This is a genomic window from Neobacillus niacini, assembly GCF_031457145.1.
GTDB lineage: Bacteria > Bacillota > Bacilli > Bacillales > Cytobacillaceae > Neobacillus > Neobacillus niacini_J.
The window spans coordinates 56,353-82,144 of sequence record NZ_JAVDVZ010000004.1; the positions used below are offsets into that span (position 1 = coordinate 56,353).

Annotated in this window: 22 protein-coding genes; 5 read left to right on the top strand and 17 right to left on the bottom strand. The window is 38.2% G+C overall.

Going from position 1 to position 25,792, the window contains the following annotated elements:
- Positions 1–16 precede the first annotated feature (16 nt).
- Entirely contained in the window at positions 17–790 is a 774-nt protein-coding gene (locus J2Y03_RS11570; RefSeq protein ID WP_310194175.1) for an IclR family transcriptional regulator, read from the top strand.
- 183 nt (positions 791–973) lie between these two features.
- Here J2Y03_RS11570 and J2Y03_RS11575 read toward each other — a convergent pair whose 3' ends face one another.
- The 10 genes from J2Y03_RS11575 to J2Y03_RS11620 all read right to left on the bottom strand — a co-directional run bounded on the left by J2Y03_RS11575 (position 974) and on the right by J2Y03_RS11620 (position 16,292).
- Entirely contained in the window at positions 974–1,963 is a 990-nt protein-coding gene (locus tag J2Y03_RS11575) for a catechol 2,3-dioxygenase (protein WP_310194178.1), read from the bottom strand.
- A 115-nt stretch (positions 1,964–2,078) separates the two neighbouring features.
- Positions 2,079–3,593 carry a 4-hydroxyphenylacetate 3-hydroxylase family protein gene (locus J2Y03_RS11580; protein ID WP_310194181.1) on the bottom strand — a complete coding sequence of 505 codons (1,515 nt, stop codon included), beginning with the start codon at positions 3,591–3,593 and terminating at the stop codon, positions 2,079–2,081.
- A gap of 248 nt (positions 3,594–3,841) precedes the next feature.
- Entirely contained in the window at positions 3,842–5,725 is a 1,884-nt protein-coding gene (locus J2Y03_RS11585) for a XylR N-terminal domain-containing protein (RefSeq protein ID WP_310194184.1), read from the bottom strand.
- Positions 5,726–5,960: 235 nt separating this feature from the next.
- Positions 5,961–6,899 (bottom strand): sugar ABC transporter substrate-binding protein, encoded by a 939-nt coding sequence (locus J2Y03_RS11590; protein WP_310194187.1) that lies wholly within the window; start codon positions 6,897–6,899, stop codon positions 5,961–5,963.
- A gap of 40 nt (positions 6,900–6,939) precedes the next feature.
- Complete coding sequence (locus J2Y03_RS11595) at positions 6,940–9,018, bottom strand: PAS domain S-box protein (RefSeq protein ID WP_310194189.1); 2,079 nt, start codon at positions 9,016–9,018, stop codon at positions 6,940–6,942.
- Positions 8,960–9,823: a CheR family methyltransferase gene (locus J2Y03_RS11600; RefSeq protein WP_310194923.1), complete on the bottom strand. Its 864-nt coding sequence runs from the start codon at positions 9,821–9,823 to the stop codon at positions 8,960–8,962. The genes J2Y03_RS11595 and J2Y03_RS11600 overlap by 59 nt, the downstream gene beginning before the upstream one ends.
- The gene (locus J2Y03_RS11605; RefSeq protein ID WP_310194192.1) at positions 9,824–12,577 is read right to left on the bottom strand and encodes a response regulator; all 2,754 of its coding nucleotides are present in this window, start codon (positions 12,575–12,577) and stop codon (positions 9,824–9,826) included.
- A gap of 252 nt (positions 12,578–12,829) precedes the next feature.
- Entirely contained in the window at positions 12,830–13,168 is a 339-nt protein-coding gene (locus J2Y03_RS11610; RefSeq protein WP_310194194.1) for a YrdB family protein, read from the bottom strand.
- A 42-nt stretch (positions 13,169–13,210) separates the two neighbouring features.
- Positions 13,211–13,969 (bottom strand): ABC transporter ATP-binding protein, encoded by a 759-nt coding sequence (locus J2Y03_RS11615; protein WP_310194196.1) that lies wholly within the window; start codon positions 13,967–13,969, stop codon positions 13,211–13,213.
- A gap of 16 nt (positions 13,970–13,985) precedes the next feature.
- Positions 13,986–16,292, bottom strand: a complete 2,307-nt coding sequence (locus tag J2Y03_RS11620) for an ABC transporter permease (protein ID WP_310194198.1) — start codon at positions 16,290–16,292, stop codon at positions 13,986–13,988.
- 409 nt (positions 16,293–16,701) lie between these two features.
- On the opposite strand from J2Y03_RS11620, the gene J2Y03_RS11625 reads away from it, so the two are divergent.
- The gene (locus tag J2Y03_RS11625) at positions 16,702–17,319 is read left to right on the top strand and encodes an NUDIX hydrolase (RefSeq protein ID WP_310194201.1); all 618 of its coding nucleotides are present in this window, start codon (positions 16,702–16,704) and stop codon (positions 17,317–17,319) included.
- An 88-nt stretch (positions 17,320–17,407) separates the two neighbouring features.
- Here J2Y03_RS11625 and J2Y03_RS11630 read toward each other — a convergent pair whose 3' ends face one another.
- Positions 17,408–17,887 (bottom strand): peptidoglycan recognition protein family protein, encoded by a 480-nt coding sequence (locus tag J2Y03_RS11630; protein WP_310194204.1) that lies wholly within the window; start codon positions 17,885–17,887, stop codon positions 17,408–17,410.
- A gap of 233 nt (positions 17,888–18,120) precedes the next feature.
- On the opposite strand from J2Y03_RS11630, the gene J2Y03_RS11635 reads away from it, so the two are divergent.
- The 3 genes from J2Y03_RS11635 to J2Y03_RS11645 are packed head-to-tail and all read left to right on the top strand — an operon-like array spanning position 18,121 to position 19,184.
- Positions 18,121–18,486 carry a DUF2089 domain-containing protein gene (locus J2Y03_RS11635; protein WP_310194207.1) on the top strand — a complete coding sequence of 122 codons (366 nt, stop codon included), beginning with the start codon at positions 18,121–18,123 and terminating at the stop codon, positions 18,484–18,486.
- A 13-nt stretch (positions 18,487–18,499) separates the two neighbouring features.
- A complete protein-coding gene (locus J2Y03_RS11640; RefSeq protein ID WP_310194210.1) occupies positions 18,500–18,889 on the top strand; it encodes an SHOCT-like domain-containing protein in 390 nt (129 codons plus the stop codon).
- 13 nt (positions 18,890–18,902) lie between these two features.
- Complete coding sequence (locus tag J2Y03_RS11645) at positions 18,903–19,184, top strand: hypothetical protein (RefSeq protein WP_310194213.1); 282 nt, start codon at positions 18,903–18,905, stop codon at positions 19,182–19,184.
- A gap of 378 nt (positions 19,185–19,562) precedes the next feature.
- On the opposite strand, the gene J2Y03_RS11650 is transcribed toward J2Y03_RS11645, so the two are convergent.
- From J2Y03_RS11650 to J2Y03_RS11675, 6 genes are all read right to left on the bottom strand, one after another.
- Positions 19,563–20,453: a DUF6282 family protein gene (locus J2Y03_RS11650; protein WP_310194215.1), complete on the bottom strand. Its 891-nt coding sequence runs from the start codon at positions 20,451–20,453 to the stop codon at positions 19,563–19,565.
- 44 nt (positions 20,454–20,497) lie between these two features.
- The gene (locus J2Y03_RS11655; RefSeq protein WP_310194218.1) at positions 20,498–21,397 is read right to left on the bottom strand and encodes a cupin domain-containing protein; all 900 of its coding nucleotides are present in this window, start codon (positions 21,395–21,397) and stop codon (positions 20,498–20,500) included.
- Between the two features lie 243 nt (positions 21,398–21,640).
- Positions 21,641–22,915: an MFS transporter gene (locus J2Y03_RS11660; protein WP_310194220.1), complete on the bottom strand. Its 1,275-nt coding sequence runs from the start codon at positions 22,913–22,915 to the stop codon at positions 21,641–21,643.
- A gap of 21 nt (positions 22,916–22,936) precedes the next feature.
- Positions 22,937–23,701, bottom strand: coding sequence for an HpcH/HpaI aldolase family protein (locus J2Y03_RS11665; RefSeq protein WP_310194222.1), 765 nt, complete (start codon positions 23,699–23,701; stop codon positions 22,937–22,939).
- Positions 23,702–23,897: 196 nt separating this feature from the next.
- Entirely contained in the window at positions 23,898–24,584 is a 687-nt protein-coding gene (locus J2Y03_RS11670; protein WP_310194225.1) for a GntR family transcriptional regulator, read from the bottom strand.
- 432 nt (positions 24,585–25,016) lie between these two features.
- Positions 25,017–25,679 (bottom strand): nitroreductase family protein, encoded by a 663-nt coding sequence (locus J2Y03_RS11675; protein ID WP_310194229.1) that lies wholly within the window; start codon positions 25,677–25,679, stop codon positions 25,017–25,019.
- Positions 25,680–25,792: the final 113 nt, after the last annotated feature.

A 25,792-nucleotide genomic window follows, 5' to 3' on the forward strand; every position in this document is an offset into this window, starting at 1 on the left:
ATATTCGGAGGAAAATATGATACAAGAACAAGAAAAGCTGCTCTCTTCTGTAAAAAATGCCATTAGAATCCTGCGTGCTTTTAAAATGAATAATCCGCAAAAAGGGGTACGTGAACTAGCGAATGAGCTTGGACTAGGAAAAAGCAGTGTCCAAAGAATTCTTACAACCCTTGCATCCGAGGGTTTAGTACAAAAAAATAAAGAGACCAATAAATATGAATTGGGTCTCTCCGTTGTTGAATTGAGCTCCATTGTCCTAGGCAACATCGATTTGCATACGGAAGCACATCCGATTCTAACCGACCTTGCCAATAAATGTGGGGAAACCGCCCACCTGGCGATTTTAGATGGGAATCATGTTGTCTATTTAGACAAAGTCGAAAGTAAAACCTCGAATAAAGTACCATCTCACTTAGGATTTCATAACTATGCTCACTGTACGAGTTCAGGAAAACTTCTTCTTGCGCATAGTGGCACCCACTTAGTTGATCTGGTGATTCAAAATGGGCTCAATGCAATCACACCGAAAACGATTATAGACCCAGATAGATTCCGGCAAGAGTTGAAAACGATCTTAAAGCACGGCTATTCTGTTAGTGTCGATGAATATACCATTGGACGGACATCCGTATCGGCACCAGTCAGAGACCATACCGGAAAAGTCATTGCTGCTATTAACCTAGTAGGACCTAGTTCGCGAATCTCCAAACAACGGATACAGTATTTTGCTAGTGAATTGATCCGTTCCGGAGAATTAATTTCCGAGAGACTTGGTTACTGGAAAAAGTAAGTTTTCCTCATAGACTCTCAAAAGAAGAGCTAAAAAGACTAATTTGGTAGCTCATATGTAAACCAACCCTTTAGGCAAGCGTTTCTTTCAACAAAGTCGAAAGGTTCCTATTCAAAAAAAGGAAACACTTGCCCTTGGGGTTAACGTAAAGTAAACCTACTTGTCACTAATCCTATCAATCTATTAAGACTTCGCGACTTCCTCTGATTTCACAGGTGTGAGCGGTGTTCCTTGTGTCCACCAAGATACTGGGAAATCTGTTCCAATCCAAGTGTCGCCATTGCCAGGAACGTCCTTCATATCCCAAATCACCGGCTTCCATGCTGGGTCAGTGATGATATAACCTGCATCTCCGAACAATTCAATGCGGTTTCCGCCTGGTTCAATTACATACATACAAAACGCTTGGCTGATTCCATGCTTATTCGGAGGAACTTCAATACTAACACCATGGTCTTTAAGCAAATCCGCCACATCATAAAGATTTTGGGGAATTCCATACCAGTAGCAAAGATGATGCAGCTTCCCTTTTTCACCGTTAGGTTCTTGCATATAGGCAATTTCATGAACGAGATTGGAAACACTAATCCAGCTCCCTAGCACATGACCATTATCTTGAATTTGCTCTCTCAATCGAAAACCGAGATTGTCAATCAAAAAATCCGTATCGGCGAGTGGATTCGAAGTCATCAGATTAATATGATCTAAGCGGCGAACCGGCACGCCACGATCTGGGCGTTTGGATGGTCGATTTAATAGTTTAGATCTTTGTCCCTCTTCCACATGGTAATACTCAACATCCCAAAGAATTTCCATTAAATGACCATCAGGATTGGTAAATTGGTAAGCCCTTCCATGTCCGATATCTCCATCGATCCAGCCTTTCCCTAATCCCGTTTTTTCAATTTCCTCCACACGGCGCAAAAGTGCTTGCGGGGAAGTGGCACGCCAAGCGATATGTCCGACTCCTGCTTGTTCGGATTCTGTGATGATTAACGTATTGTGATAGAAATCCTCGTAAGCACGAAGATAGACGGATTTTTCAGAACGAGCGGTTACTTCCATTCCAAGAAATCTTGTAAAAAATTCAACTGATTTTTCAAGCTTCGGAGATAGAATTTCCACGTGAGCAAGCTGTGCTACATCAAAAATTGGTTCCTGGTATGAAGTCATGTTAATCCCCCTATTATTTATATTAATTAAAATAGACTACTTATTTACGAAATTCACTTCAGGCGATAACGAGCAATCATTGCCCTTAAAGAATATGAGCGGATCTCCCTCTACTTTATGATTTTGCAACGGTTTCTTTTTCCGAAGCCTCTGCCCAGGTTTTGTTAGTCCAGCCATTAAGGTCGTAATCGTTTAATGCAGAATCGACAAATGCTTTTTGTTGGTCCGCTAAACCTGTTGCCTCAAAATGGAATAAGGCTTCCATTCGAATATTTTCATGGTTTCCAGCATAGTTGACTTCATAGAGTTCATGACGTCCCCCAAATTCAGTACCAATCGTATCCCAAACCATTTTTAATAATTTCACACGATCCTCTGAATCGATGCCTGTTCCCCGATAATAGCGGTCTAAATAAGTCTTAATTTCTGGGTTTAGAAAATCTTTAGCACTAGATGGTAATTGAATTAAACCACCTGCAACCACTTGCTCAAATATATTTTTGACCCTCACCCAACTACTTGGTGCCAAAGCGCGATAAGCAGCACTTGATGCGCCATTTGGAATAACGAGTCCGTTTGGACCTTTTTCTGGAGCAGCAGCCATCGATGTAGATAGCCCCCAGAACATATTGCGAAGGGCAACGACTTCTCCAATCTGAGCTTGTACACCTCTAAAGTTCTTTGTGCCAGCCGCTTCAGTTGCCTTTAATAGTAGTCCTGTCATGAAATCCAATTTTACAGCAAGACGAGTACAACCATGGAAGGTAAAACGGTTAACAAATCCACTTTGAGGTACGAAATTATTCGCAATTTCATTATTCCTATAACAAAGCACATCTTCCCATGGAATAAACACATTATCTAACACGATGACGGCATCATTTTCGTCAAAACGGCTTGAGAGCGGATAGTCGAATGGTGTACCGTTCGTTGCTGCTATTAACTCATAGGATTGACGGCTAATCATTTTTACACCAGGAGCATTCATTGGTACGAAAAAGATTAGTGCATGACTGTTATCATCTTCGCCTAATCCCATAGGTCCATAGTTTGCCACAAAATTATAATGAGTTAAAGCTGCAGCTGTACCAACCATTTTGGCACCGCTTACAATAATACCATCATCCTTCTCAGCCACAGCACGAACAAACACATCTTTATTTTCATGTAGTGGTTTCGAACGATCTACTTGTGGATTGATAATCGTATGGTTAATAAAAGGAAGCTCTTTCGTTGCTTTCTTGTACCAAGCTTTTGCATTATCTTCAAATCCTACATAATAATCGCCTAATGCATTTAAGTTACCAATAAACGATGCTTTATAATCAGGGGTACGTCCCATAAATCCATAGCTAAGTTTTGCCCACTCGGCAATTGCATCTCTTGCTTCTAGCAAATCCTGCGAGCTAGTAGGAGTTTTGAAGAATTTATGTGTTCTGTCGCCAAATTCGGTTGTTGTCGTTAAGATATCACGTGTTGCTGGATCATGAAGCGCATCATACATTCTCGCGTATGAACGAGCAGAATTCCGATAAGCTGGATGTGTTGTGACATCTTTAATTTTTTCTCCGTTTAAATAAACTACCCTACCGTCATTGAGACTTTCCAAATATTCTTTACCTGTGTACATACCTTCAGCTCCATTCTTAAATTACTATTTAAAGTGTGACAAATCTGTCCATCACTATGTTTATAATAATTTATCTGAAAATTCAAAACAATAGCACAAAATGATAGAAAACTAAGTAAATACTACTACTTTGTGTCAGTTTCGCGAAAAATGCAGTATGAATTCCTGTGGGTAAGCCGGCTAATTCTTAAATGAATAGATTTCAAGTTTTTTATTCTCCTGTGATTCTTTGTTCCGAGTAATAACATTTACTCTGCTTGAATTTTTTTGATTCTTTCATGCTCAACAATTTTCAATGCTTTTAAAGCCATCATCAAATGAAATTGTCTTTGTGGATCACGCAAGTCTCTATCAAGAAGATCGGTAATTTTGTTGAGACGATACCGAAGTCCGCTTTTAGATAGTGCTAGGGTTTCCGCTGTTTGATCCAAGTTTCCACCCTGCTCAAGAAAATGGTAGAGCGTATCAATCAACTCCAGTTTATTCTTATCGAGATTCTCGTACAGAACCCCAAGATGATCTCGGATCATTTTCTTGATGGCTTGTTCATTTTGGACATTGATCAAGATTCCAAGCATACCTAAATCACTAAAAAGCGTAATCGGTTCATCCCTAGAAGATAGCCTTACTGCTGAACGTGCTTCTTCCATTGCAACCCCTGCTTCAAGGATGTTGCTGTTTTCTGAGCTTATACCTGCTAGGAATAGAGCATTTTTTATTCTCTTCTTTAAAAAGGAGACTAAAGCCCGGATCGTTTTCTCAAAGTTTTGCTGGGTGACTTGTTTCTCGGTAATGAGGAAAATTAAGATGTCAGGCTGCTGGCCGATTAGCACATTGAGGTTTTTTTCTTCTCGAAAGTAAGCAGACACCATTTCATATGTTTTTTTATGAAGCGTGAATTCCTTTTCATCACATGTATTTAAAAACTTGTAGGTCAATGCCACTATATGGTAGTGATCGGAAAGATCTAACTGAATAAAATCTGCTTTTCTCATGATTTCTTGTTGCGTATATTTCCCACTAATAATTTCTTCAAGAAAATGACCTTTCACTTGTTCCATCGATTCTACTTCTGTTTTTTCCTTTAAAAACAGCAGCGAGCAAATCGACGCTAAGCGATCAAGAATCATCGAATCAATCTCATATTTAGGGGTTCTTACTCGTTCGTATAGAAAAGAACAATGACCTACAATCTTTCCTAATAGATAGATTGGAGTCTTCAGACTAATCCCCTTTTCAAACGAGAAAATGCCCACCTTGGAATGGCATTGCTTCTTATCTGGATTCACAGAAATTGTACCTCTAATTGATTCAAAGTCTTCTATGGTGATGCCTTTACATGCTATGACATGTTGACGAATATCCTCCACGACAATCGGTAAGTGATTTTGTTCATGTAAAATGTTGAGAATCGAATCAATGCTATTACCCTTGATTAGCTCATTGGTCATCTCATTGTATGTTTTCGACACAAATTCGAGATTATTTCTTTCCAGCATGAGCTTTTCGTTTGTTTGCTCCAGTTCTTTCAAAATCGGCAGTTCTTTACTATAAGAAAAGAATTCCTCCGCTTCTTCCTTCCATTCCGAAACAAGACGCCCTTCCCAAACACAACACGAGGCCCCTTGTCCCTGACATTGCAATTCTTTGAAAAAGACGCTTACTCCAACCAAACCAGCAATATATCCCGTGGCATAACCAGTTAACGTATTACAAACAGGCCCTTCGCTAATCCCAAAATTTTGAAGATGTTGTTCCGCTTCATAAGAATTTTCCCAAACTCCTTTAAGGCGAAACGATTTAATATCCTTTCCATCCACTTCAATATCTTTTTCGGTAATGCGGGCTTTCGTATGTCCTTTTAAGGCATGAATAATCGGACCATATTCAATTTTTTCAAATAAACTCAAAGAGTCTCTTTTTGCTACCTCTTGGGCATCTTCAGCTCCCAATTGATAGCCATACTTAAAAAAAAAGGTTTTCATCCGATTAATCCCGATATTCTCAATTAAATCACGCTGCATCACCCCGAAAGCCTTGGTCGAAACAAAAACAGATCTTTCATTGTTGGCAAACCATAATTCATTCTCCTGGCGAATATGTAATACGTCATTTAGTTTTAGCATTTTCATTCCAGTGCTCCCTTTTATCTTATTTAATTAAGACCAAAGCAAATCTTATATACGAGTGAAATGAAAGAATGAATATTGACTTTTGCTATTCTGTAGATTAATAGATTCATTATACTGAAGGTTCCATTAAATGAAAAGGCTTTCATTTTTAAGAGAAACCATGGGGACGGTTCTTTTGGTCCACTTTTTGCCTAACGTGTACCAAAAGACCCGTCCCTCTGAAGTTCTCTGGAGTTTACTTCACAATTTTCTCATAAAAATTTAATCTATGTTGCGCATTCTCTTTTATGATTATATCTACACCACTGTCCACGAACTTTTCCACATTTTCTCCCTTTATCACTTTCATGGCTGTTTCAACGCTTAAATATCCCATATCATATGGGTTTTGTGCCATGGTACCAGGAAGGGTTTCATCTGCAATTAATTCAAGCATTTCGGTAAGACCATCCGGTCCAATCACAGGTATCGAGAGTCCTTGTTCCTCTAACTCCTTAATTACAAGTAACGCGAGCGTGTCATGTGTGGTCAAGACACCCTTAATATCAGGCTGAACACGCATAAGCTTTGTTATCACACTTTGAATCTTTTTGGGATCATCTGGTATGCCTGTTTTTATATATGCGATTTTGATTCCTGCATTTGGTAAAGAAATTTTAGCTCCTTCTATCCGCTCCTCAAAAACGGAATTAGACAAATCTCCTCCGAGAATGGCAATCTTATTCCCTGGTTGCAGCTGCGAGGCTAGAAAGGCTCCTGCCTTTTTACCTAATTCCAGATTATTGGTTCCGATATACGCTGTTTTGTTCTTAATTGGAATATCGGTATTTACTAGCAATATCGGAACATCCTTAAACGTTTCTAATGTTGGGCTTACAGATGAACTGATAGGTGCCGTAATGATAACATCAGGCTTTTCTTTGTATGTCTTGATTAATAAATCTACTTGTTCCTGCGTTGTTGATTCACTAGGAACAAGCACCTTTCCATTGATGCCAAAGTCTTTAAACCCTTTTTCCATTCCCGCTTTCATAATTCTCCAATATTGTGTGTCTCCACCTTTTAACACAACAATCACAGTCGGCTTTTTATCAGCTAATGTTACGGATATAAAACCTAGAACCATGACAGATATGACAGCAATAATAACCAAAATTATTTTCCCTTTCTTCAACACGGCCTCCTTCCCCTTTCTTCTAAGTTCAAAAATGAAATTAATCGTTAGTTAGGCTGGGAATGAGCTGAAATCGAGCAGAGAAAGTGGTCCCATCATCACCGGTTTCAATTTCAATCTTGGCATCATGCCGTTTTGCTACACTGTAACAAATGGCCAACCCTAAACCTGTTCCTGTTTCCTTGGTCGTGAAGAAAGGTGTCCCCAATTTAGACAATACCTCTGGGCTGATTCCCTGGCCTTCATCTTTTATTTGCAGAACTACTGTGGCGTTGTCCTTATAGGTTTTTATCGTTAAATTTCCGCTAGAAGTCATGGCATCCAATCCATTTAAGGAGATATTCAAGATGAGCTGGCGAATTTCCTTTTCATCCAGGGAAATGTCTGGACATTCTCCTAATTCAAGCTTAAGCTGTTTATTCGATCGGAACGCTTCCGCTTGAATCAGCGGAGATAAAGCTTCAATAATGGAGTTCAAATTTCGCTTCTTTTTGACACTGATTTTATTTTTTGCTAGATTCAAAAATTCTGTGATAATCGAGTTTGCTCTTTTCAATTCCTCTAGCATTAAATCGATGATTTCAGTAGATAAATTGTCTGCTTTATTCCTTGTTAATTGTAAAAATCCTTGAACGGTTGTCATCGGGTTTCTGATCTCATGTGCAATACCTGCTGCCATTTCGCCGATTAAATTTAATCGGTCCAGTCGATACATTTCATTTTCGAGGTGTACCCTGTCCGTCATATCGGTCAAAACAATCAGTATACATGGTTCAGAATGGATATCGATTAATTCGGTAGATAATAAACCTGATCGAATTTCCCCATTCTTCGTCTTAAACCTGACTTTCTTGTTACTAACCTTTTTATTTAAATCAATATAGGTTTCCGTTACATCATCAATCAAATTCTTACTACTAGCTTTTTGATGAATCAATTCATCACAGCTATAACCAGTATTTTTTGTCCAGCTGGCATTAACCTCCATAAAAGTTAGATCCTGCTGCGATAAAATCGCCATTAAGCAAGGACTGGATTCAAAGATTTTTCGAAATCTCTCTTGGGTGTGGAACAGGTGGTCAGCCATTCTTTTTCGTTCATCAATTTCTTTTTGCAGTTTTATATTTGACATGGTCAGCTCAAGCGTCCGCTCTTCGACAATCTGTTCCAAATTCGTAAATCTCTGTCTTTTCACTTCTTCTATTTGCTTTCTTTCTGTTACATCACGTATCGTACAAACAAAAATCTGTTCATCCTCAATGATGGTGGATGCAATTAACAGATCCGCGTAGAAGCAGCTTTTATCCTTTCGACAAGCAACTACTTCAATGATTTTTCCTACCGATTGTCTAAGCGTAGATTGGAGTAAGAGTGCGAGTGAGAGTGACGAGTCACATAACACTTCATCCTCCCATTTAGGAAAAAGCTTCAGAACATGTTTTTCCATCAATTCCTCCACCTGGTAACCAAACATGCTTTTGACGGCTGGATTCACGGAAAGAATCGAACCCTGATTATCAAACGTGACAATGGTATCGGTTATCGTTTCACTTATCGCTTTTGATAAGGCCTCTGTCCGATGTAAATTTAGGGTGGTTCTATCTAGCCGTTTGTTGACTTTATTTAGTTCAAGTAAATGTCCTAGATCGGTTTGAATGATCGTTTCTTGATGATTTTGATGGATTTTGACAAACTGTTCAATTTTCTTTTTCAATGTTTCCGGCTGAAAGGGTTTAAAAATGTAATCGATCGCACCAACGGAGTATCCTTGATGAACATGTTCCATTTCTTGATTAATCGCTGTAATAAAAATAATCGGGATATTTTTTGTTTTTTCTCTCGCCTTTATAAGCTTGGCAGTATCAAACCCATTAAGTCCCGGCATTTGAACGTCTAGTAAAATCACAGCAAAATCATGTTGAAGCATGCATTTTAACGCTTCTTTTCCTGAATGGGCGCTAATCAGGTTGTAGTTCGGTGAAGTGAGCACTGCTTCTAATGCCAGAAGGTTCTCTGGGTGATCATCCACCATTAAAATATTTACCTTTTGAACAGGTGTATTATTTAATTTTTCGATAGAGCCTTTCGGGTCCATCAAACTCTCCATAACAGTCTCCATAACGTGTAAATTTAACCCCCTCTCTTTTTCCTAAGCCAAGAAAACCTGAGGTGCTAAGGCTTTCGTATATTAATTGATGAACATCATTTTGAAGATTCTTATTAAAATAGATGAGAACATTTCGGCATATAATCATATCAAACTCGTTAAAAGAATGGTCTGATACTACATTATGCTGGGCAAAGACCATATTTTTCTGAAGAAATGGGTTGAACCAAACCTTATCGTCAATGGCTTTATAATATTCAGAAAAGGCCTGCTTCCCTCCTGCTTCAATATAGTTTTTGGTATAGAGCTTCATACCTTCTAAAGGGAATGTTCCCTGTTTTGCTTTTTCGAGAATATTCTTATTTAAATCGGTTGCATAGATTCTTGTTTTATCGTAGATGCCTTCTTCATGCAGGAGTATCGCCATTGAATACACTTCCTCACCTGAAGAACATCCAACATGCCAAATTTTAATCGAAGGATAATCCTTTATTAAAGGGATCACCTTTGTCCGGATACTCTTAAAAAAGGCTGGATCCCGAAACATCTCGGTAACATTAATTGAAAAGTCGGATAGTACATTTGCCATCACACCAGGTTCACGAAGGATTTTTTCCTGAAGAGCTGATATACTTGCTAGTCTCTCAAGCTGAACGCGATGATTAATCCTCCTTTGGATGAAAGGAAAGGCATAATTTCTAAAATCATACCCATAATATCGAAATATAGCTTCAAGTAATAAATCGATTTCAATCTTCTCGATTTCTTCAGCCTGTACTAGTTTACTAGATTCATGTGATTTTACCTGTGCGATAATCTACCCCTCCTTCGTGAACAGCCAAACTTGCATTAACGAGAACAACTGGTCCAAGTTAATCGGTTTACTAATATAATCGGTAGCTCCTGCCTCCAGGCATTCTTCCCTGCTGTGTTTCATCGCCTTTGCTGTAAGGGCAATGATCGGTATGGTTTCAAAAATGCTTATCTTACGAATATGTTGGATTGCCTCAAACCCATCCATCTCCGGCATCATGATATCCATTAAAATCAGGTCGGTATTAGGATGATCCTTTAGAACTTCCAACGCTTCCCTGCCGTTTTCGGCAACCAAGATCTCCATATCATGATTTTCAAGCGCAATCGTTAAAGCATATACATTACGGATATCATCATCGACGATAAGAATTTTCTTGTTTTTCAGGATTGATTTCCCATGTTTGATGATGGACTCTTTCTTTAAAACTTGATCATTACTGTTCACTAAGTAGTTCGCTTCTAAACTGACAGCTGCTTCCGTTCGAGCCGTAGATAATTGCACTATTTTGCTATTTATTTGACCGTATGGCAAAAATAACGTAAATGTACTTCCCTTCCCAATTTCACTTGAAACTTCTATAAACCCGCCTAATAAAGAAGCAAGTTCCCGGCTAATGGATAAGCCTAATCCCGTACCGCCATATTTCCGGCTTGTCGTGCCATCTGCTTGTTTGAAAGCCTCAAAAATACTCTCTTGTTTTTCTTTCTCAATTCCAATACCCGTATCCATCACGGAAAAAGCAAACATTTGTTCAAAATGATGTTCTTCCCCTATATTCCTGGTGAAGCTTTTCATGACCTTGCTGATTTGTAATGTGACACTGCCACTTTCCGTAAATTTAAACGCATTGGACAGGAGATTTTTTAAGATTTGCTGTAATCGTTGTTCATCCGTTAGGAAAGTCTTTGGCAATTCACTGCCCATTTCGATTGTAAAATGAACCTTCTTTTGATTTGCAATCGGAGAGAATTGACTATAGATAAAATCACTTACCTCATTTAGGTCTACTTCCTTTGAAATCACATCTAGTTTTCCAGACTCTACTTTTGCCAAATCTAAAATATCATTGATTAAGTTCAATAAATCATTACCGGAAGAGTAAATGGTTTTAATGTATTCCTGTTGCTTAGGTGTCAGATTCCCTTCTCCATTTTCAGAGAGGATTTGTGCTAGAATGAGCAAACTATTTAGAGGAGTTCTTAGTTCATGGGACATATTTGATAGAAACTCAGATTTATATTTAGAACTAAGCAGCAACTGCTGTGCTTTTTCTTCAAGCGCCGCACTGACCTCCTGTATTTCAAAGTTCCTTTGTTTAGACGCTTCATATTGTTCCTCTAGTTTTTCATTTGTCGTCCTTAACTCCTCTTGCTGCATCTGGAGTTCCTCAGATTGGGCTTGCAGCTCTTCTGTTAATGCTTGTGATTCTTGCAAAAGCTTTTCAACCTTCATGTGGTTGATAATACTATTAATCTTAATACCCAAATTGTTATTCACTTCTTCAAGCAGCTTTATTTGTAAAGGAGTTAACGTCTCAAAAGAGGCAATTTCAATCACCGCAAGTACTAAGTCTTCAAATATTACTGGTAAAATCATAATCGTTTTAGGAGAAGCTTCTCCTAGACCTGAACCGATTTTTAAATAATCGTCGGGAACTTGGTTTATATGGATGGAACGCTTTGAAAGAGCACATTGCCCAATTAGTCCCTCTCCTAAACGAAATTGTTTTCGTTCTTGATCTAAAGCTTTAGAGGCAAAGGAAGACATTCTTGTTAAATACTGGTCAATCTTGTTAATTTCCTTTAAATAGAAGACGCCGTAGCTCGCTCCTACCATAGGTACTAGCTTTCTGATTAGCATATCGGCTAACATCTGGACATTTTCTACTTCCGGGTACAAAGTTGCAATTTCAGCAATTTTTGTATTCAGCCAGCTCAACTCTTCTGCTTCTTCTTTTACTTGTTTCTCGATTCTACTATGTTTCTCAAGTGCTTGGGCCATTTTATTAAAGCCCACAGCGATTTCACCCAGTTCCCCTTTTGAGGTAATATCTATACGTGGTAATGTATCAAAATCACTCGCCGCTGCCTGTTTCATCACGTCTGTTACCTTATTAAGGTTGTTGCTGGTGCTTTTTATGATCCAAATGGCAAAACCTATACCGATGATTAAGCCGATGACAAGATATATATAAATATTTTCAACTGCCCAAGTATAAGTATCTTTAGAACGTAATAGTTCATTCTTCATCCCTTGTTCTTGTAAGCCATGAAGCAGTTCTGCGATTTGAACCATCCTCTGACTATATAGTTCAATATCATTCAAAAAAGCTGGAGTAAGTTCAGCGTTAGGATTGATTTTTCTTTCCATCAAAGCTTGCTGCCCCATATTTCGATAAGATTCATGTAAGATTTTAAGTTTACCAATGAGTTCCTGAGATTTCACTTGGGTGTCCCTTCTCTTCAGTGAGTCAATCGCAACTTGTAAATTTGAATTTGAGTTTCCCCATGCGTTCAATAGGTCTGAATTTATTTCCCCTTCACGATCATTCAATATCGTATTTAACACTTTTGATGTAATTGCAGTCTCATCCTTAATCGTGGAAGCAATTTCGATTCTCTCATTTAAATCATTAATCACAACATTCATTTTAACTGTCGACTGTTCAAGCATGTTCATTAGTATTATAACGATAATCGTAATGAACAAAAGTAATGATCCTATGCTCGTATAGAGCTTCGTTCGAAATCTCATAAACCCTCCTAATTTGCTAGTTTTAAATGGATCATTTGTTAGAATCCTTAATTAAATAAACTATTAAAATTTTCTCATTTTTAATCATACTTTAACTTCCATATTACCGTCCATATGATATTTTAGTAAATGATAAAGTTATTATTTGTAAAATCCTCTAAAACAAAAAAATGCTCACAAAAGCATTTGTGAGCAATTAAAATTCTTTCATTTGTATTTACTGGTATTTCTGATTTAGCAAGTTACATTACATCATTGTTTCCACACAAACATCAGCAATGAATTTATGACTACACATATTCCATATATCCATGCTAGTTGTAGTTTCCCAGCTGCATAGAGCGCAATAGTCGTTATTCCAAATACAAGTAATTCTAGTAATAAATGCATTGTCATTGGTAACTTGATTATTGCATTAGGTGAACCGAATACTCCCCACACGCCCGCAATTATTATTGGTGCCCCAATCCCTAACACCCACTTTATCATTGTGCTATTTCCTTTTTGAAATCCCCAATATCCAACTGCTGCTAAAGCACATAATTCTAATAGGAACCTTACAGCTAAATTTAAATTTTGAAGTATCATCATGAAAATCCCCCCTATGCCCTCCATCAAAATACATCATTTAAATCATATTCCTATTTCCCGCATTTTCACCGTTACAGCTTCCATTCTGCCTTCAATATCCGTCCCATCAAACTTCGGAAGCTTCAGTTCACTCACAATTTTTCCGTCAAGCATAAACATAACACGTTCCGTCCGAGCGGCAATTTTTGCGTCGTGAGTAACAAGCATAACTGCGGTACCTTCCGCATTGATTTCGGAAAATATGTCCATAACCTCCTGCGCAGATTTTGAGTTGAGCGCGCCTGTCGGTTCGTCGCCGAAGATAATCTTCGGGCTGTTCATAAGCGCGCGGCATATGCCCGCACGCTGAAGCTGACCTCCCGAAACCTGTGTAATGTCGCGCTTTTCAAGCTCAGCAATACCTAGCTTTTTCATAAGCGCGCTTGCCTTCTTCGAAATTTTTGCAACGTTTTTTCTGTTATCCCTCACTGACGGCAAGATAATGTTGTCGAGAATGTTTAGATTTTTAAGCATTATCGGCTGCTGGTAAACAAATCCCATTTTATTTCTACGTATATCTGAAAGCTCATTCTCTACGGCCGCTGATAGATCCTTATCGTCAAAAATGACCTTACCACCATTAACGCTATCCGTTCCGCTCAGTGAAAACATCAGCGTCGATTTTCCAGATCCTGAAGGTCCCATAACCGAAACGAACTCACCTTCGTTTATTTCAACAGATACTCCGTCGAGAACATTTCGCTGTTCATCGCCCTCACCGAATGATTTTACTATATGCTCACCGATAATAATCTTCTTCATATGACCTACTCTCCTCCTACACCTTTATATTTTCGGAAATTTTTATTTGTCCCGCGCTCGATGTACCGATTATCGTTGCGATAAGTACCGTGAATATCATCATCAGCGGACTAAGCAGATAGGCCGTAAGCGGATTGACCGTAAAATTAAACGTTGACGCTCCGAACGAAGAGATAAGCACGCCCGCGAGGACCTCTCCTAGAGTGTTCGCGAGAAGCGTACCGAGAATAATTCCGAGAATTAGAACGAAAACCGATCGAGCAACATACTGCGCCTTAATATCCGAGTTTGTAAAACCGAGAGCCTTCATTACGGCAATAGAATATCTGTCCTTTGCAACAAGCATTTTCATGAACATCAGTGTAACCAATACCGTAATAGCCAGTGCAACGGCAACAGCGGCGTAGGAAGCCATTTCGACGGACCTATTGGTCGAGCCAAGGGTCTGAGAAACAAATTCATCAATGTCTGAAGTCTTTGCAAAATCAAATTTGTCCGAATATCCTGAAACCTTGCTGTCGACAAGAGATTTATCCAAAAGTTCAACACAGACGATGGTCCACATGACATTCGCCGAATTGTCGGTGAATACAGCTTTTGCGGTTTTGCCGCCATTAGTAACGTCGGAGTATATTCCGGTTACCGTGAGGGCTTTCTCCTTCCCTTCAATCACCATCGTAAGATAATCGCCGGCCCTTTTGCTCATCTCATCGGCGTTAATAGCCGAAAGCGCGATTTCGTCATCACGAGCAGGTGCCCTTCCCTCAGAATACTCGATAGGAAATACCGAGTGGTCACCGAGTTCCACTTTTATATTTTCCTCCGACCCGTTACTCGTCTTTACTTTGAAAGTCTTTGTTGTCAGAACAGTATACTTTGAAACATCACTGTCGCTGGCTATCGTCTTCACAATTTCAATGGTTTTGTCAGATATATTGGTCTGAATGCGCAGATCGTAGTTTCCAATCCCCATATATTGGATGAAGCTTTTTGAGGAAATCGTGTTGTACAAGTTCTGAGGAACAATCATGATAAATGCCGAAATCACCAGGACCGCTAAACTTGTGGCGTAAAGTCTTTTTCTTGCGAGAATATCCTTGATTCCGAGATAAATATTCGTGCTAAACAGTCTGTTTCTACTTAAGGAAAAACGCTTAGTGCTCGTCTTCTTTTCCTGGGAAGTACCAAAGCGTACAGCCTCCGCTGCGGATATTTTCCGAAAGCGTTTCAAAACGAAGTTTACATAAGCAACAATTGCAAGAAATACAAGCAGTATGCCAATAATTCCTAAACTCAAGGCAAAAGAAGAGTTTTCGCTTTCGCCCATATAAAGCCGTATATTTTCAAGAAGCATGCCTTGGAATATAAGCGAAAGAATAAACCCAAGAATACTACCTGCCGCCGCTAAGCTTATGTATTTCGCAAGATAAATCTTCTTTATGTCGGCAACACGAAGTCCTATTGCTTTCATAACACCAATTTCACGGTAGTCGTCTTCGATTTTCGTAAGGAGTGTAAAGCGAATGCACATGAAAGCGATAGTAACGACAAGTGCGCTTACAAGAAGGATAACCGCAATCATCATTCCGTCTGAAATGGCGTTCATTGTTTTGAAAAGCGTATAGGTAACCGCTGGTCCGTTCGCTTCAAGTCCTGCGGAAGCATAAGCTGTTTCAAATTCGCCTATCGCCGAGAAATCCTTTAATCTAAACTCAATCAGATACTCGATACTTCCAAGGTCTTTTATTTCCGCGAAATCATTGTTGCTTACAAGAAATCGCTTTGACGCGGAGAGCGAGGAATTCATGGTTGAATCACGTAGAAATCCTGCTACGGTAAATTCCTTCCCATTTATTACGGCCTTGTCACCCACTTTTGTGGTGTTGTCCCTCATATAGGTTATTGGAACATAAAGCTCGCCGTCGGATACGTTGATAATGTTGCCGTTAAGATCAAGAAGATAATCGAATTTTTCGTTCTGTGTGCTGAAGCCGTTATCCTGAACACTATCGCTGAGCGAATTATTGCCTAAAATAATCTGCGCGCCGTCCATTCCTAGAAACTCAACTACCTGATATTCTTCGACATTGTTATTTTGCTCTGCAAAGGATTTAAGTCGCGCAGAATCAATATCACCGGAATGCATTTGCATAAAATGCGGAGTTTTCGCCTGTGTCATAAGCGTATCTAGTGCGCCTGAAAGATTGACGATAAGAATCGCAGCTAGCGAAACAAGCATGGCCGCGGAAGCTACAAATATCATTGTTGTCAGTGTAATCAATTTGCTCTTTAAAATATCATTGCGAATTATTCTGAAATACATAAGTCACCTCTGTTTTCAAACTGATGATTATAGTCTCTTTAATGTAACTATACAATTGAACTGAATTTGGCTTAACAGTCCTCCGTTTGATTTTCATCTAAGACCTAAGGTTGATTCAAGTAAAGTTTTAGTAAAATGATTTACAGAACCTTAACATCAACAAAGCAGGCTCTTAACAATGGGATTTACAACGTTAAGAAAATCCACAAAATAATAAGCCCGATTTCTCAGCATTAAAATTGAGAAGTTGGGCTTTTTCGTGTTTACTATCATTTTTTATACTTACTATGATGTCCATTTCCTTTCTTAACAAAAAAATATTGTCTAGTATAGAAGTTGTAGCAAATTTTTGATTGATTAATATATATGATAATAGTAAATATTATTAGACAAACTGGTGGTGTTGATATTGGAACCTAAATGGCTGGATTGGGCGAAACAACTTCAATCCATTGCGCAGGCGGGATTAACGTATTCAAATGATGTTTATGACTTGGAAAGATTTGAATTAATTAGAAATATTAGCGTTGACATTTTAGCGCATTACACAGATATGGACAGGCCTGTAATCAAAGATTTATTTGCAGGTGAAACTGGTTATGCAACTCCTAAGGTTGATATTAGGGCTGTTGTCTTTAAGGATGATAAAATGCTGATGGTCCGTGAAAATACCGATGGTAATTGGGCATTACCTGGCGGCTGGGCTGACATTGGACATACTCCAAGTGAAGTCGCTGTTAAGGAAGTAAAAGAAGAATCGGGATTTACTGTGAAACCGATTAGAGTAATAGCTGTAATCGATAAAAAGTGTCACCCACATCCTCCGTCTGCTTTTCATGTTTATAAAATATTTATTCAATGTGAAATAATTGGCGGACAGCCAGCTATAGGGATTGAAACAAGTGAAGTAAAGTTCTTTGCTGAAAACGAACTGCCTCCTCTGTCAACAGCGAGGAATACAAAAACACAAATTGAGATGGCTTTTAAATACTTAAAAAATCCCCAGGAAGCTGTTTATTTTGATTAAATTAAATGTAGAGAACCAAGATATATTTGAAATCCCTTAACATATATCTTGGTTTTTTAATTTCTATTTTCTTTATGGCCACGAAACTTTATTTATTATCTTTATATTTTGGCAACAGCAACTTAATAGATTTTCTAAATTGGTCCATGTTTAAGTTTTTACCTGGACAACTTTTTTCGATACCTTTTAATTCACGATGTCCAAGAATGTGAGTAGTTGATAAATTATTTTGATCTAATAGGAAAATACATAGTTTACTCAATGAATTTAGTTGCTCTATTGATGGAGTATGAATATCAAAATTTCCAGCTAAACAAATACCAATTGATTTTTGATTATATGAAAAGGCGTGTGCTCCAACATGGTATCCCCTTCCTTTAATGATTTCACCATTTTCCTCAATAAAAAAATTGTATCCAATTCCACTCCATCCACGATGATCTTGGTGAATTAAATATGCACCGTTCATTCCGTTTTCATCTTTGAATGGCACTATATCATTTAATACGATTGAATCTTCACTCACCCTTTTATTAGGGGCAGCTTTTAAAAAAGACTCAACGATCATTGTTCGTCCACCTTCTTACTTTAGATTTACAGAAAATCATTAAACTAATTTTAAATATTATATGATTTTATAGAAAATCGAAAACATAATTGAACTAACCAAAACATTAAATTAATAAAATCAATTTTTAAATTAATAATTTTAATTTTTTCTTCAATAAAATTAATTTTTATTATTTACTATTTAAATTTCTCGATATATAATCAAGTCAAATAAAAGGAAGGAATTTCATAATGGCTTATAATGTAATTACAAATTGTCCTGTCTGCAGCAAAACATTGAAGATTATGAAGTTGCAGTGCTCTCATTGCCACACTACGATTGAAAATGAGTTTGAATTATCCAAGTTGGCGTCATTATCAAAGGATCAGCTACATTTTGTGGAAGTATTTTTAACATGCAGAGGCAATATCAAAGAAGTTGAAAAGGAAATGGGAATTTCGTATCCAACTGTTCGAAGTAAGCTTACTGACATAATCTCATCCCTAGGATATGTGCAGAAGAAGAAAAATGAAGTAGACGAGAAAAAGGTTGTCACCATGTTGGAAGATGGCGAAATCACTCCAGAGGAAGCTATAAAGCTTTTAAAAGATGAATAGGGAGGAACTGAACATGAAAGAAGAAATTGCAAGAGTATTAACTTTGGTGCAAGAAGGGAAAATTGATGCAGATAAAGGATCAGAATTGATTCAAGTATTAAAAGAGAAAGAAGAAGCAGGAAGTAAGCTATTAGAAAAACCGACTAAATATGTAGATAAAACATTAAAAATTCGTGTTGTATCAGTTGAAAATGATAACGTTACGGTTAATTTACCCATAAAACTTATCAAAGTAGTATTAATGGCTGGACATAGCATCGCTTCAAGTATTCCTCAATCAGAAAAATATGTAAAGGATCTTGACATAAATCTTATTATTGAAGCAATCGAAAACGAATTGGATGGTCAAATTGTTGATGTTAAGTCGGCAAACGGAGATACCGTTTCTGTCATCATTGAATAGTGGAATTGCTCTTATGCTGCATATAAAAGTGAAAGCAAAAGACGTTCGGTTTACGATCCCAATTCCATATGCCATTCTAACCATTTGTAATTCTTTTTTGTCTTCAAAATTTTTACATCAACATGCAAACAAATGGACGAAAGAACATTTTGAAAGAAAAAAACTTGACTTTACTATTCCACTGATAGATAAAGAAACGCTAAAGCCAATCATCAAAGAACTGAAAAATCATAAAGGAATCGTGCTGGTAGACGTCAAAGCTAAGGATGGTACCGAGATTAAGGTAAAACTATGATTGCTGTAAGAATTCCCCAAAAGTAAAACGCGAATCACTTGTTAGCAAGAGATTCGCGTTTTACTTTTACAGGATATAGGGAGAATTTATTGCACTGTTCACAGTACCATCCTTGACCTTGAATTCCTTTTCTAGGAGACGGACCGGTTAAATAAAAATCGAGACATTGGTCCATATCCCCGCAAAATAATGACTTGCTTCCCCACCTCATGATAATGGCCTGAAGTAAGTCTTAAGTCGTAGAAAAAATTCAGTCTCCTCAATTCAAGATAAATATGGCATATTTAGCTAGAAAATTGAGGATGTGTACCACAGAAAGGTTCTTTTGGTGTAATAAAAAAAGCCATCAGAACCGTCCCCATGGTCCAAGGTTAAATTTTATCCCTCTGCCAAAAGTGTGGTGTTTTCAACCGCCATTCTTCTAATTTCAGAATCTGTAAAACCATTTTCAGATAAATTCTTTACAAAAGTGATGAGCCCTTCATCTGGAAACGGATTATTCATCTGACCTAGATCAGATGAAAGAATGATTTTGTCAGGACCAATATAACGGATGTGTTCATATATTTCTTCCCATGTGGTCCCGTATTCCGGCGTGATGCAGCCAAAGCACTCCTCCATAAAGGCTCCTAGGTCGGTCAATTCTTTTTGTTCTTCTTTTGACAAAGCAATCGACGAGAATGTTGGATGAGTGACCATTACTTTTTTTACATTATGATCCCTTGCACCAGAAACAAGAGCAAAGATTTCAGGTTTGCTTAAATGACCTGTTGCCAGGATAAGATTATTTTCTGCAACTAAAGCCAGTACTTCATGAACGGAATCCTTCAGCTTCCCATTCTCAAGAATGGTGATTCCCGTTTGTGATTTTCCTTGTTTCCGACGTTCGAACTGTACTTGTGCCCATGGTGGCAATTCTTCATATCCGGTTTGACTGAACATATATTGAATTTCATTTTCAGCATCAAAAGTTGGCATCCAGACAATTTTGGCACCGTCTTTCGCTGCCATTTCAACTGCGGTAGGATTAATACCTCCAACGGAATTGTTTAAGGTAATGGCACCAATCGGATTCAATTCTGGATAAAGCTTTTTCACAAGCCTTGCTCTTTCTGCTGTGCAAAAATAATGTGATTTTATACCAAAGCCCTTCATACCAATTTTCTTTAAACGTTGAGCATAATCAATATCATCTAAACTTCTTTTGCTAATATCAGGACCAGTATGAACATGCAGATCATAGGCACCTTCAAGTAATTTTTCGTACATAGAATCTTTCTCCTCTCAAACAATTAAAGTTTTTTAATAATACGTTATGGCATTGGGTATTCGTCAGCGTTTAGTACCCATCCGTTTTTCTCTGAGAAATCAACACGCGGTGGACAAAAGATATCAACTAACTGGTTTATTCCTAACCCTATCGCCTGTGTCGTGTGGATGACTCCCGGTGGAATAACGGCCACCGATGGACTTGCAAAATGTTCGTGGTCATCCGGACGCCATTGAGCCATATCCGTCGTCCATGGCCAGCGAAGATGATGAACAAACTCTCCTTCAATTGCCAATGAACATTGTTCAAAATCATCGTGTGAATGTGGGGACATTTTAGAAGGATCGCGTGGTCCATCATTTGGATCTAAAAAGTTCACCATAAACGTTGAGCATCTAAAAATTCGCCCAAATCTCCCTTCTTCTTTCGGTACATCAAGACTATAAGCTCTTACCTTGTATCCTTCTTTAGGTTCAGGCCATGGTTCTATTAATGAGACATTGGGATGTGGTTCACGATAGGAAGCTTTGTTAATAGGGAATTCTTCAAGATCCGTATTGGCTGAGCTAAATAAACGAATGACTTTTCCTCCCTTTACTAGCTCAATCTCACTTTCACCTGGTGGAATGATGACAAGACTAAAACCGTCGACAATTGCTTCTTGATTTCCCCAAGTTACTACGGCTTGACTCTCTTTATCTGGGAGAATCAAAACATATTCGTCTACTTGTTGACCTCGTTTAAACTCTGACCCGCTGGCTGCATCTGCATATGCAATAAAGAAATTCTGTCCCCGCATCCACCAATTTTTTGAATCAATATCTGTTTTAACTGGTTCCATTTCATAAAACTTTCCGTATTCCGCATTAGAAAACTCTGTATGTTCTGCATTTTTAGCAACATTGTTCATCAACGTTGCACGTGGATCACTAGTATCAAACATGGTTAACCTCCAACTTTTTTTCAAACTCTATGATTCTATCTCTATTTTTGTTGTTGATGATATTTAAATATAGTATTCTTTAAGCGTTTTTGAAAAATGGTCCTAAGACACTCCTTATCCTAAGGACCACCTTTCTCTCTATTTTCTTGAAGTATTTCGGAAAATGTTATATTATTTAAGTTCGATGATTTATTTTTATACCTGAGAAAAACTTTTATTTGAAAGCTTTTTCTTAGGTCTTTTTTATTCTAATTCTTTTCCTTTTGTTTCAGGTAAAAGTAGCGTAGCAAAAATTGCAATAATAAAAAGTATCGAGGTATAGATAAGGGCATTTCCGATTCCCACAGTCATGGCAATTGCACCAGCCCCAGTGATCGCGAATGCTGAAACCCCGCGAGCAAAATTATATGCGAATCCTTGACCTGAGCCACGTAAAGATGTTGGATACATTTCCGCCAGAACGGTACCAAAACCACCGTAAAATCCAACAGCGCAAACACCAACAAGTGCCATTAATATAAAGAATACGATAAGATTATCTGCACCTATTAGGATAAAAGCAGGAATGGCAATGGCTGCACCTAAAAAGTACAAAGCAAAACTCTTTTTCCGACCAATTTTGTCACTTAGAAATCCGAATACTATATAGCCAATAATACTACCCAAATAGAACGGAATCATATACAGTGAGGCATTAACAACCGATAACCCTGCCCCGCCGCCTGCCGCAGGTGTTCCTAAATAGGCTGGGAGCCAAATTGAAATTGGATAGCTTGCACCTAAACCAATAATACAGAAAAGCGTACCTACAATCGTCAACTTTAACAAATTCCCACGGAAAAGATCAAACCAGGAAGTTTTTGCTACTGCCTTTGATCCTTTCTCTGCTTCATTACTTGTCCAGATTTCTGGTTCCTTTACATGTCTACGAATCCAGAATACGAGAAGTGCTGGCAATATCCCAATAAAAAACACGGAACGCCATCCAAAAGCTTGAATCATAGGACCAGCTACTAATGCTGCCATTAACCCACCAAATGCATATCCTGATTGCATGATTGACATTGCTTTCCCACGGTGTTCTTTCGGCCATGTTTCAGAGATTAAGGCTGCCCCAGCAGACCATTCGCCCCCCATTCCTAAACCAACAAAAACGCGAAATAACATCAGTTGCCAGATATTCTGAGATAAACCACTAAGTCCAGTAGCAACCGAATAAATAAGTACCGTTATAGTTAATGCCTTCATTCGCCCATAACGATCGGCGACCCGGCCAAAAACCATTCCGCCAAGTGCTGAAGCAACTACTGTAACCGAAGCTACTAATCCTGTACTTGCTGTGGTTAAACCCCACTCCTTAATCAAGGTAACAATCACGAAATTGTAGAGTAAGAAATCAAAAGCGTCGAGTGCCCATCCAAGAAATGCGCCAATAAGCGCTTTCCACTGCTGCTTATTAATGTCCTTATACCATGGTCCCTTTGATTCGGGAACTGTATTCAATTGTACTGCTTTCATACTTAACCCCCATTCTTATGATTATAAAGATTTTTTTAGTTCTTCAAGTACTGATTGGGCCCCTTTTGCAAAGAAGGCAACATCATTATCAAACACCAAATAACGTACTCCTGCCTCGAATGCTCGTAAAGCCTGTTCTTGATTGCCAACAAATGTACCCGCTACCTTACCGTTCTCCTCTGCTGCCTTACAAAGTCTGATCATTGCTTCCTGAACAAGCGGGTGATTCAGTTGTCCCGGTACTCCGAGTGAATTACTAAGATCACCAGGTCCTAAAAATAAAACATCAATTCCTTCTACCGCTGCGATCTTTTCTACATTTTCAACAGCTTCCTTACTCTCAATTTGGACAGTAACCAATTGCTTTTCGATTGAATCGATTATGTGCTGATTTTTATCCTTAATCGTATACTGGGCTGCTCGGGTCGAAAATGAAAGACCCCGTCTTCCGATTGGACGATATCTTGAGGCCTCTACAACTTTTTTTGCCATATCTGCTGTATCTACACCAGGAGCCTGTATACCTTGACTACCTGCTTCCAACACCCGTAAAATTGGGCTTTCTTCCACTCCTGGAACTCGAATAATCGTCGATATACCTGCAGCATCTCCAGCTCGGATTAAATTCTCCGCTTGATGAAAATCAAGTGCAGAATGCTCCATATCAAGAATTAAGAAATCAAAACCAAGATACCCAAGAATTTCAGAGGAAACGGGACTTGAAAACTTGCTAAAGGTTCCAATAACCGTTTTGTTGTCAACCAGTTTTTCTTTAACAGAAATCATTCTCTTAAACTCCTTTTCTATCGTTTTTCATAATGATTCACAATTTTAGACTCACACTCTGGAAAGCGCTTACTTATTTTTGACTAAAAAAAATTTGGAAATATGTAATGTGACTGTGAAGAACTCTGCAAAATAAAACGCATTCCTACAAGCCTTATTGCATCACCTCCCTCAATTCTCTGAATAATGAGTCGGTTTAGTCCACTTTACTATCCAATCTTAATTTATTTAAAAATCCCTCAAATGCATGTCCTTTTTGCTCTCTTAACGTTTTCTCTGCTTTCATTGCATCACCGATACGTAAAGCATCCACAATTAACTGATGTTCTTTATTTGAAAGTTTTTGCCGTTCAGGAAGAAACATAAATACAGATTGAGAAAATTGAGATCTTTCCTTTAAGGAATAAATCATTTCACATAACGTGTCATTGCCCGATATTTGATATAGCATATTATGAAATTCGGTGTTTATAAGACTTAAATTCTTTATATCATCACTCTCAAGTTCCTGATCTCTCTGAATGATATCTTCAAACTCATCTACTAATTTTTGTAGCTCATTTAGTTCTTCGGGTTTGGCTTTTTCAGCTGCCAACCGTACAGCAAATGATTCTAGTTCCAATCGAATGGCAAAAATTTCTTCCGCCTTTTGTAAATTAATTCGGCTTACACGTGATCCTACATGGGGGATATTCTCAACTAACCCCTCTGATTCTAACTTCTTAAGTGCTTCACGGACCGGGATATCACTTACACCAAGCTCTACAGCAACCTCTCTCGCCACAATCTTTTCACCTTGCTTTAAAATACCTGCAACAATATCTACCTTAAGATTTTCATATACCATTTCAGTTTTTGTAGTATATGTTTTTTTCTTTAACATCTCGTCCCTATCACCTCCTCGAAGGATTATATATTATATATTCTATATAATATATAATATAAAATATTATATAAATTCAGTCAACTAATAATTTAAAATTCTTAAGAAAATATAATAACCCCCAAACTCTTTATGAGTATGGACCTTTATTCTAAATTGAAACCCTAATATGCTAATGTTGTTGCTTTGATTAGTTATTAAAATTCCCTAAATGGTCTAATAAAAAACAATTGTCCTTAGACTGCGACTAGAACTTTTCCTCGTCCAAACCTCTATTTCTAACAAAGGATGTGCTAAAATGACGTTAGGTATGTTAGTACTTTGGATTCCTATTATAAACATACAAAACCCCGTTCTTTGAAAGGACGGGGTTAAATTGAAGTTTTTTATAAATGATTTTAAATACTTCTGTTCTATTGAATTATATCATGCTTATACCGATGGCATTTCGTTAAAGAACGCTACATCCTCAATAGGAAGACGCGTAGTAGGATGTCCTGGTTTCGTTGCTTTTCCGATAGCAATAAGCATGACCGGCACAAACTGCTCGGAAATCCCGAAAGCTTCAACGAACTTTGCTTTATCGTACCCTCCCATAGGAACTGTGTCGTAACCTTTGGATCGGGCAGCAAGCATGAGCTGCATCGAGATTAGTCCTCCATCCGTATAAACGATTTGGCGAGCCACTTCAGGCGGCAAGCTTGAGTACATGCCGACTGTACGTTCGATGAATGATTGAGCCGTATCAGCTGGCATAAAGCCTGCTTCAACAGCCTGTCCATAAATTTTTCCAGCTTTCTTGTAGCTCTCCACATCGCCAATCACCGCAATAACGGCAGAAGCTTCGACTACTTGTTGTTGATTAAACGCGATTGGCAAAAGCTTTTTCTTCAACTCCGGCTTATCGATAACTAGAAAACGCCATGGTTGCAGGTTTGAAGACGAAGGTGCTAACGTTGCCAGTTCTAGTATTTCAGTCATTTCTTCACGTGAGATTTGTACTGTTGGATCGTATGCACGAACAGATCGACGTTCACGAATAACATCTAAGAACATTTGCTGTTCGAGCTTTTCTATAGTTTGAGAGTTTGACATCATAATTCCTCCTAGTAATGACATGATAGTTTCATTCAACTCTACTATGAATATTTTAAGTAAATTTAATAAGGTTTTAACCCCACCATCATGAAAAACATTATAAAAGATAC

What these genes read in the sequence shown, in the direction of transcription:
- J2Y03_RS11675 (WP_310194229.1), bottom strand. Translation starts at nt 25,679, where the DNA reads ATGTCAAACTCTCAAACTATAGAAAAGCTCGAACAGCAAATGTTCTTA.
- J2Y03_RS11620 (WP_310194198.1), bottom strand. Translation starts at nt 16,292, where the DNA reads ATGTATTTCAGAATAATTCGCAATGATATTTTAAAGAGCAAATTGATT.
- J2Y03_RS11655 (WP_310194218.1), bottom strand. Translation starts at nt 21,397, where the DNA reads ATGTTTGATACTAGTGATCCACGTGCAACGTTGATGAACAATGTTGCT.
- J2Y03_RS11670 (WP_310194225.1), bottom strand. Translation starts at nt 24,584, where the DNA reads ATGTTAAAGAAAAAAACATATACTACAAAAACTGAAATGGTATATGAA.
- J2Y03_RS11615 (WP_310194196.1), bottom strand. Translation starts at nt 13,969, where the DNA reads ATGAAGAAGATTATTATCGGTGAGCATATAGTAAAATCATTCGGTGAG.
- J2Y03_RS11630 (WP_310194204.1), bottom strand. Translation starts at nt 17,887, where the DNA reads ATGATCGTTGAGTCTTTTTTAAAAGCTGCCCCTAATAAAAGGGTGAGT.
- J2Y03_RS11665 (WP_310194222.1), bottom strand. Translation starts at nt 23,701, where the DNA reads ATGATTTCTGTTAAAGAAAAACTGGTTGACAACAAAACGGTTATTGGA.
- J2Y03_RS11610 (WP_310194194.1), bottom strand. Translation starts at nt 13,168, where the DNA reads ATGATGATACTTCAAAATTTAAATTTAGCTGTAAGGTTCCTATTAGAA.
- J2Y03_RS11575 (WP_310194178.1), bottom strand. Translation starts at nt 1,963, where the DNA reads ATGACTTCATACCAGGAACCAATTTTTGATGTAGCACAGCTTGCTCAC.
- J2Y03_RS11650 (WP_310194215.1), bottom strand. Translation starts at nt 20,453, where the DNA reads ATGTACGAAAAATTACTTGAAGGTGCCTATGATCTGCATGTTCATACT.
- J2Y03_RS11605 (WP_310194192.1), bottom strand. Translation starts at nt 12,577, where the DNA reads ATGAGATTTCGAACGAAGCTCTATACGAGCATAGGATCATTACTTTTG.
- J2Y03_RS11580 (WP_310194181.1), bottom strand. Translation starts at nt 3,593, where the DNA reads ATGTACACAGGTAAAGAATATTTGGAAAGTCTCAATGACGGTAGGGTA.
- J2Y03_RS11640 (WP_310194210.1), top strand. Translation starts at nt 18,500, where the DNA reads ATGAAAGAAGAAATTGCAAGAGTATTAACTTTGGTGCAAGAAGGGAAA.
- J2Y03_RS11660 (WP_310194220.1), bottom strand. Translation starts at nt 22,915, where the DNA reads ATGAAAGCAGTACAATTGAATACAGTTCCCGAATCAAAGGGACCATGG.
- J2Y03_RS11595 (WP_310194189.1), bottom strand. Translation starts at nt 9,018, where the DNA reads ATGGAGACTGTTATGGAGAGTTTGATGGACCCGAAAGGCTCTATCGAA.
- J2Y03_RS11570 (WP_310194175.1), top strand. Translation starts at nt 17, where the DNA reads ATGATACAAGAACAAGAAAAGCTGCTCTCTTCTGTAAAAAATGCCATT.
- J2Y03_RS11585 (WP_310194184.1), bottom strand. Translation starts at nt 5,725, where the DNA reads ATGAAAATGCTAAAACTAAATGACGTATTACATATTCGCCAGGAGAAT.
- J2Y03_RS11635 (WP_310194207.1), top strand. Translation starts at nt 18,121, where the DNA reads ATGGCTTATAATGTAATTACAAATTGTCCTGTCTGCAGCAAAACATTG.
- J2Y03_RS11645 (WP_310194213.1), top strand. Translation starts at nt 18,903, where the DNA reads ATGCTGCATATAAAAGTGAAAGCAAAAGACGTTCGGTTTACGATCCCA.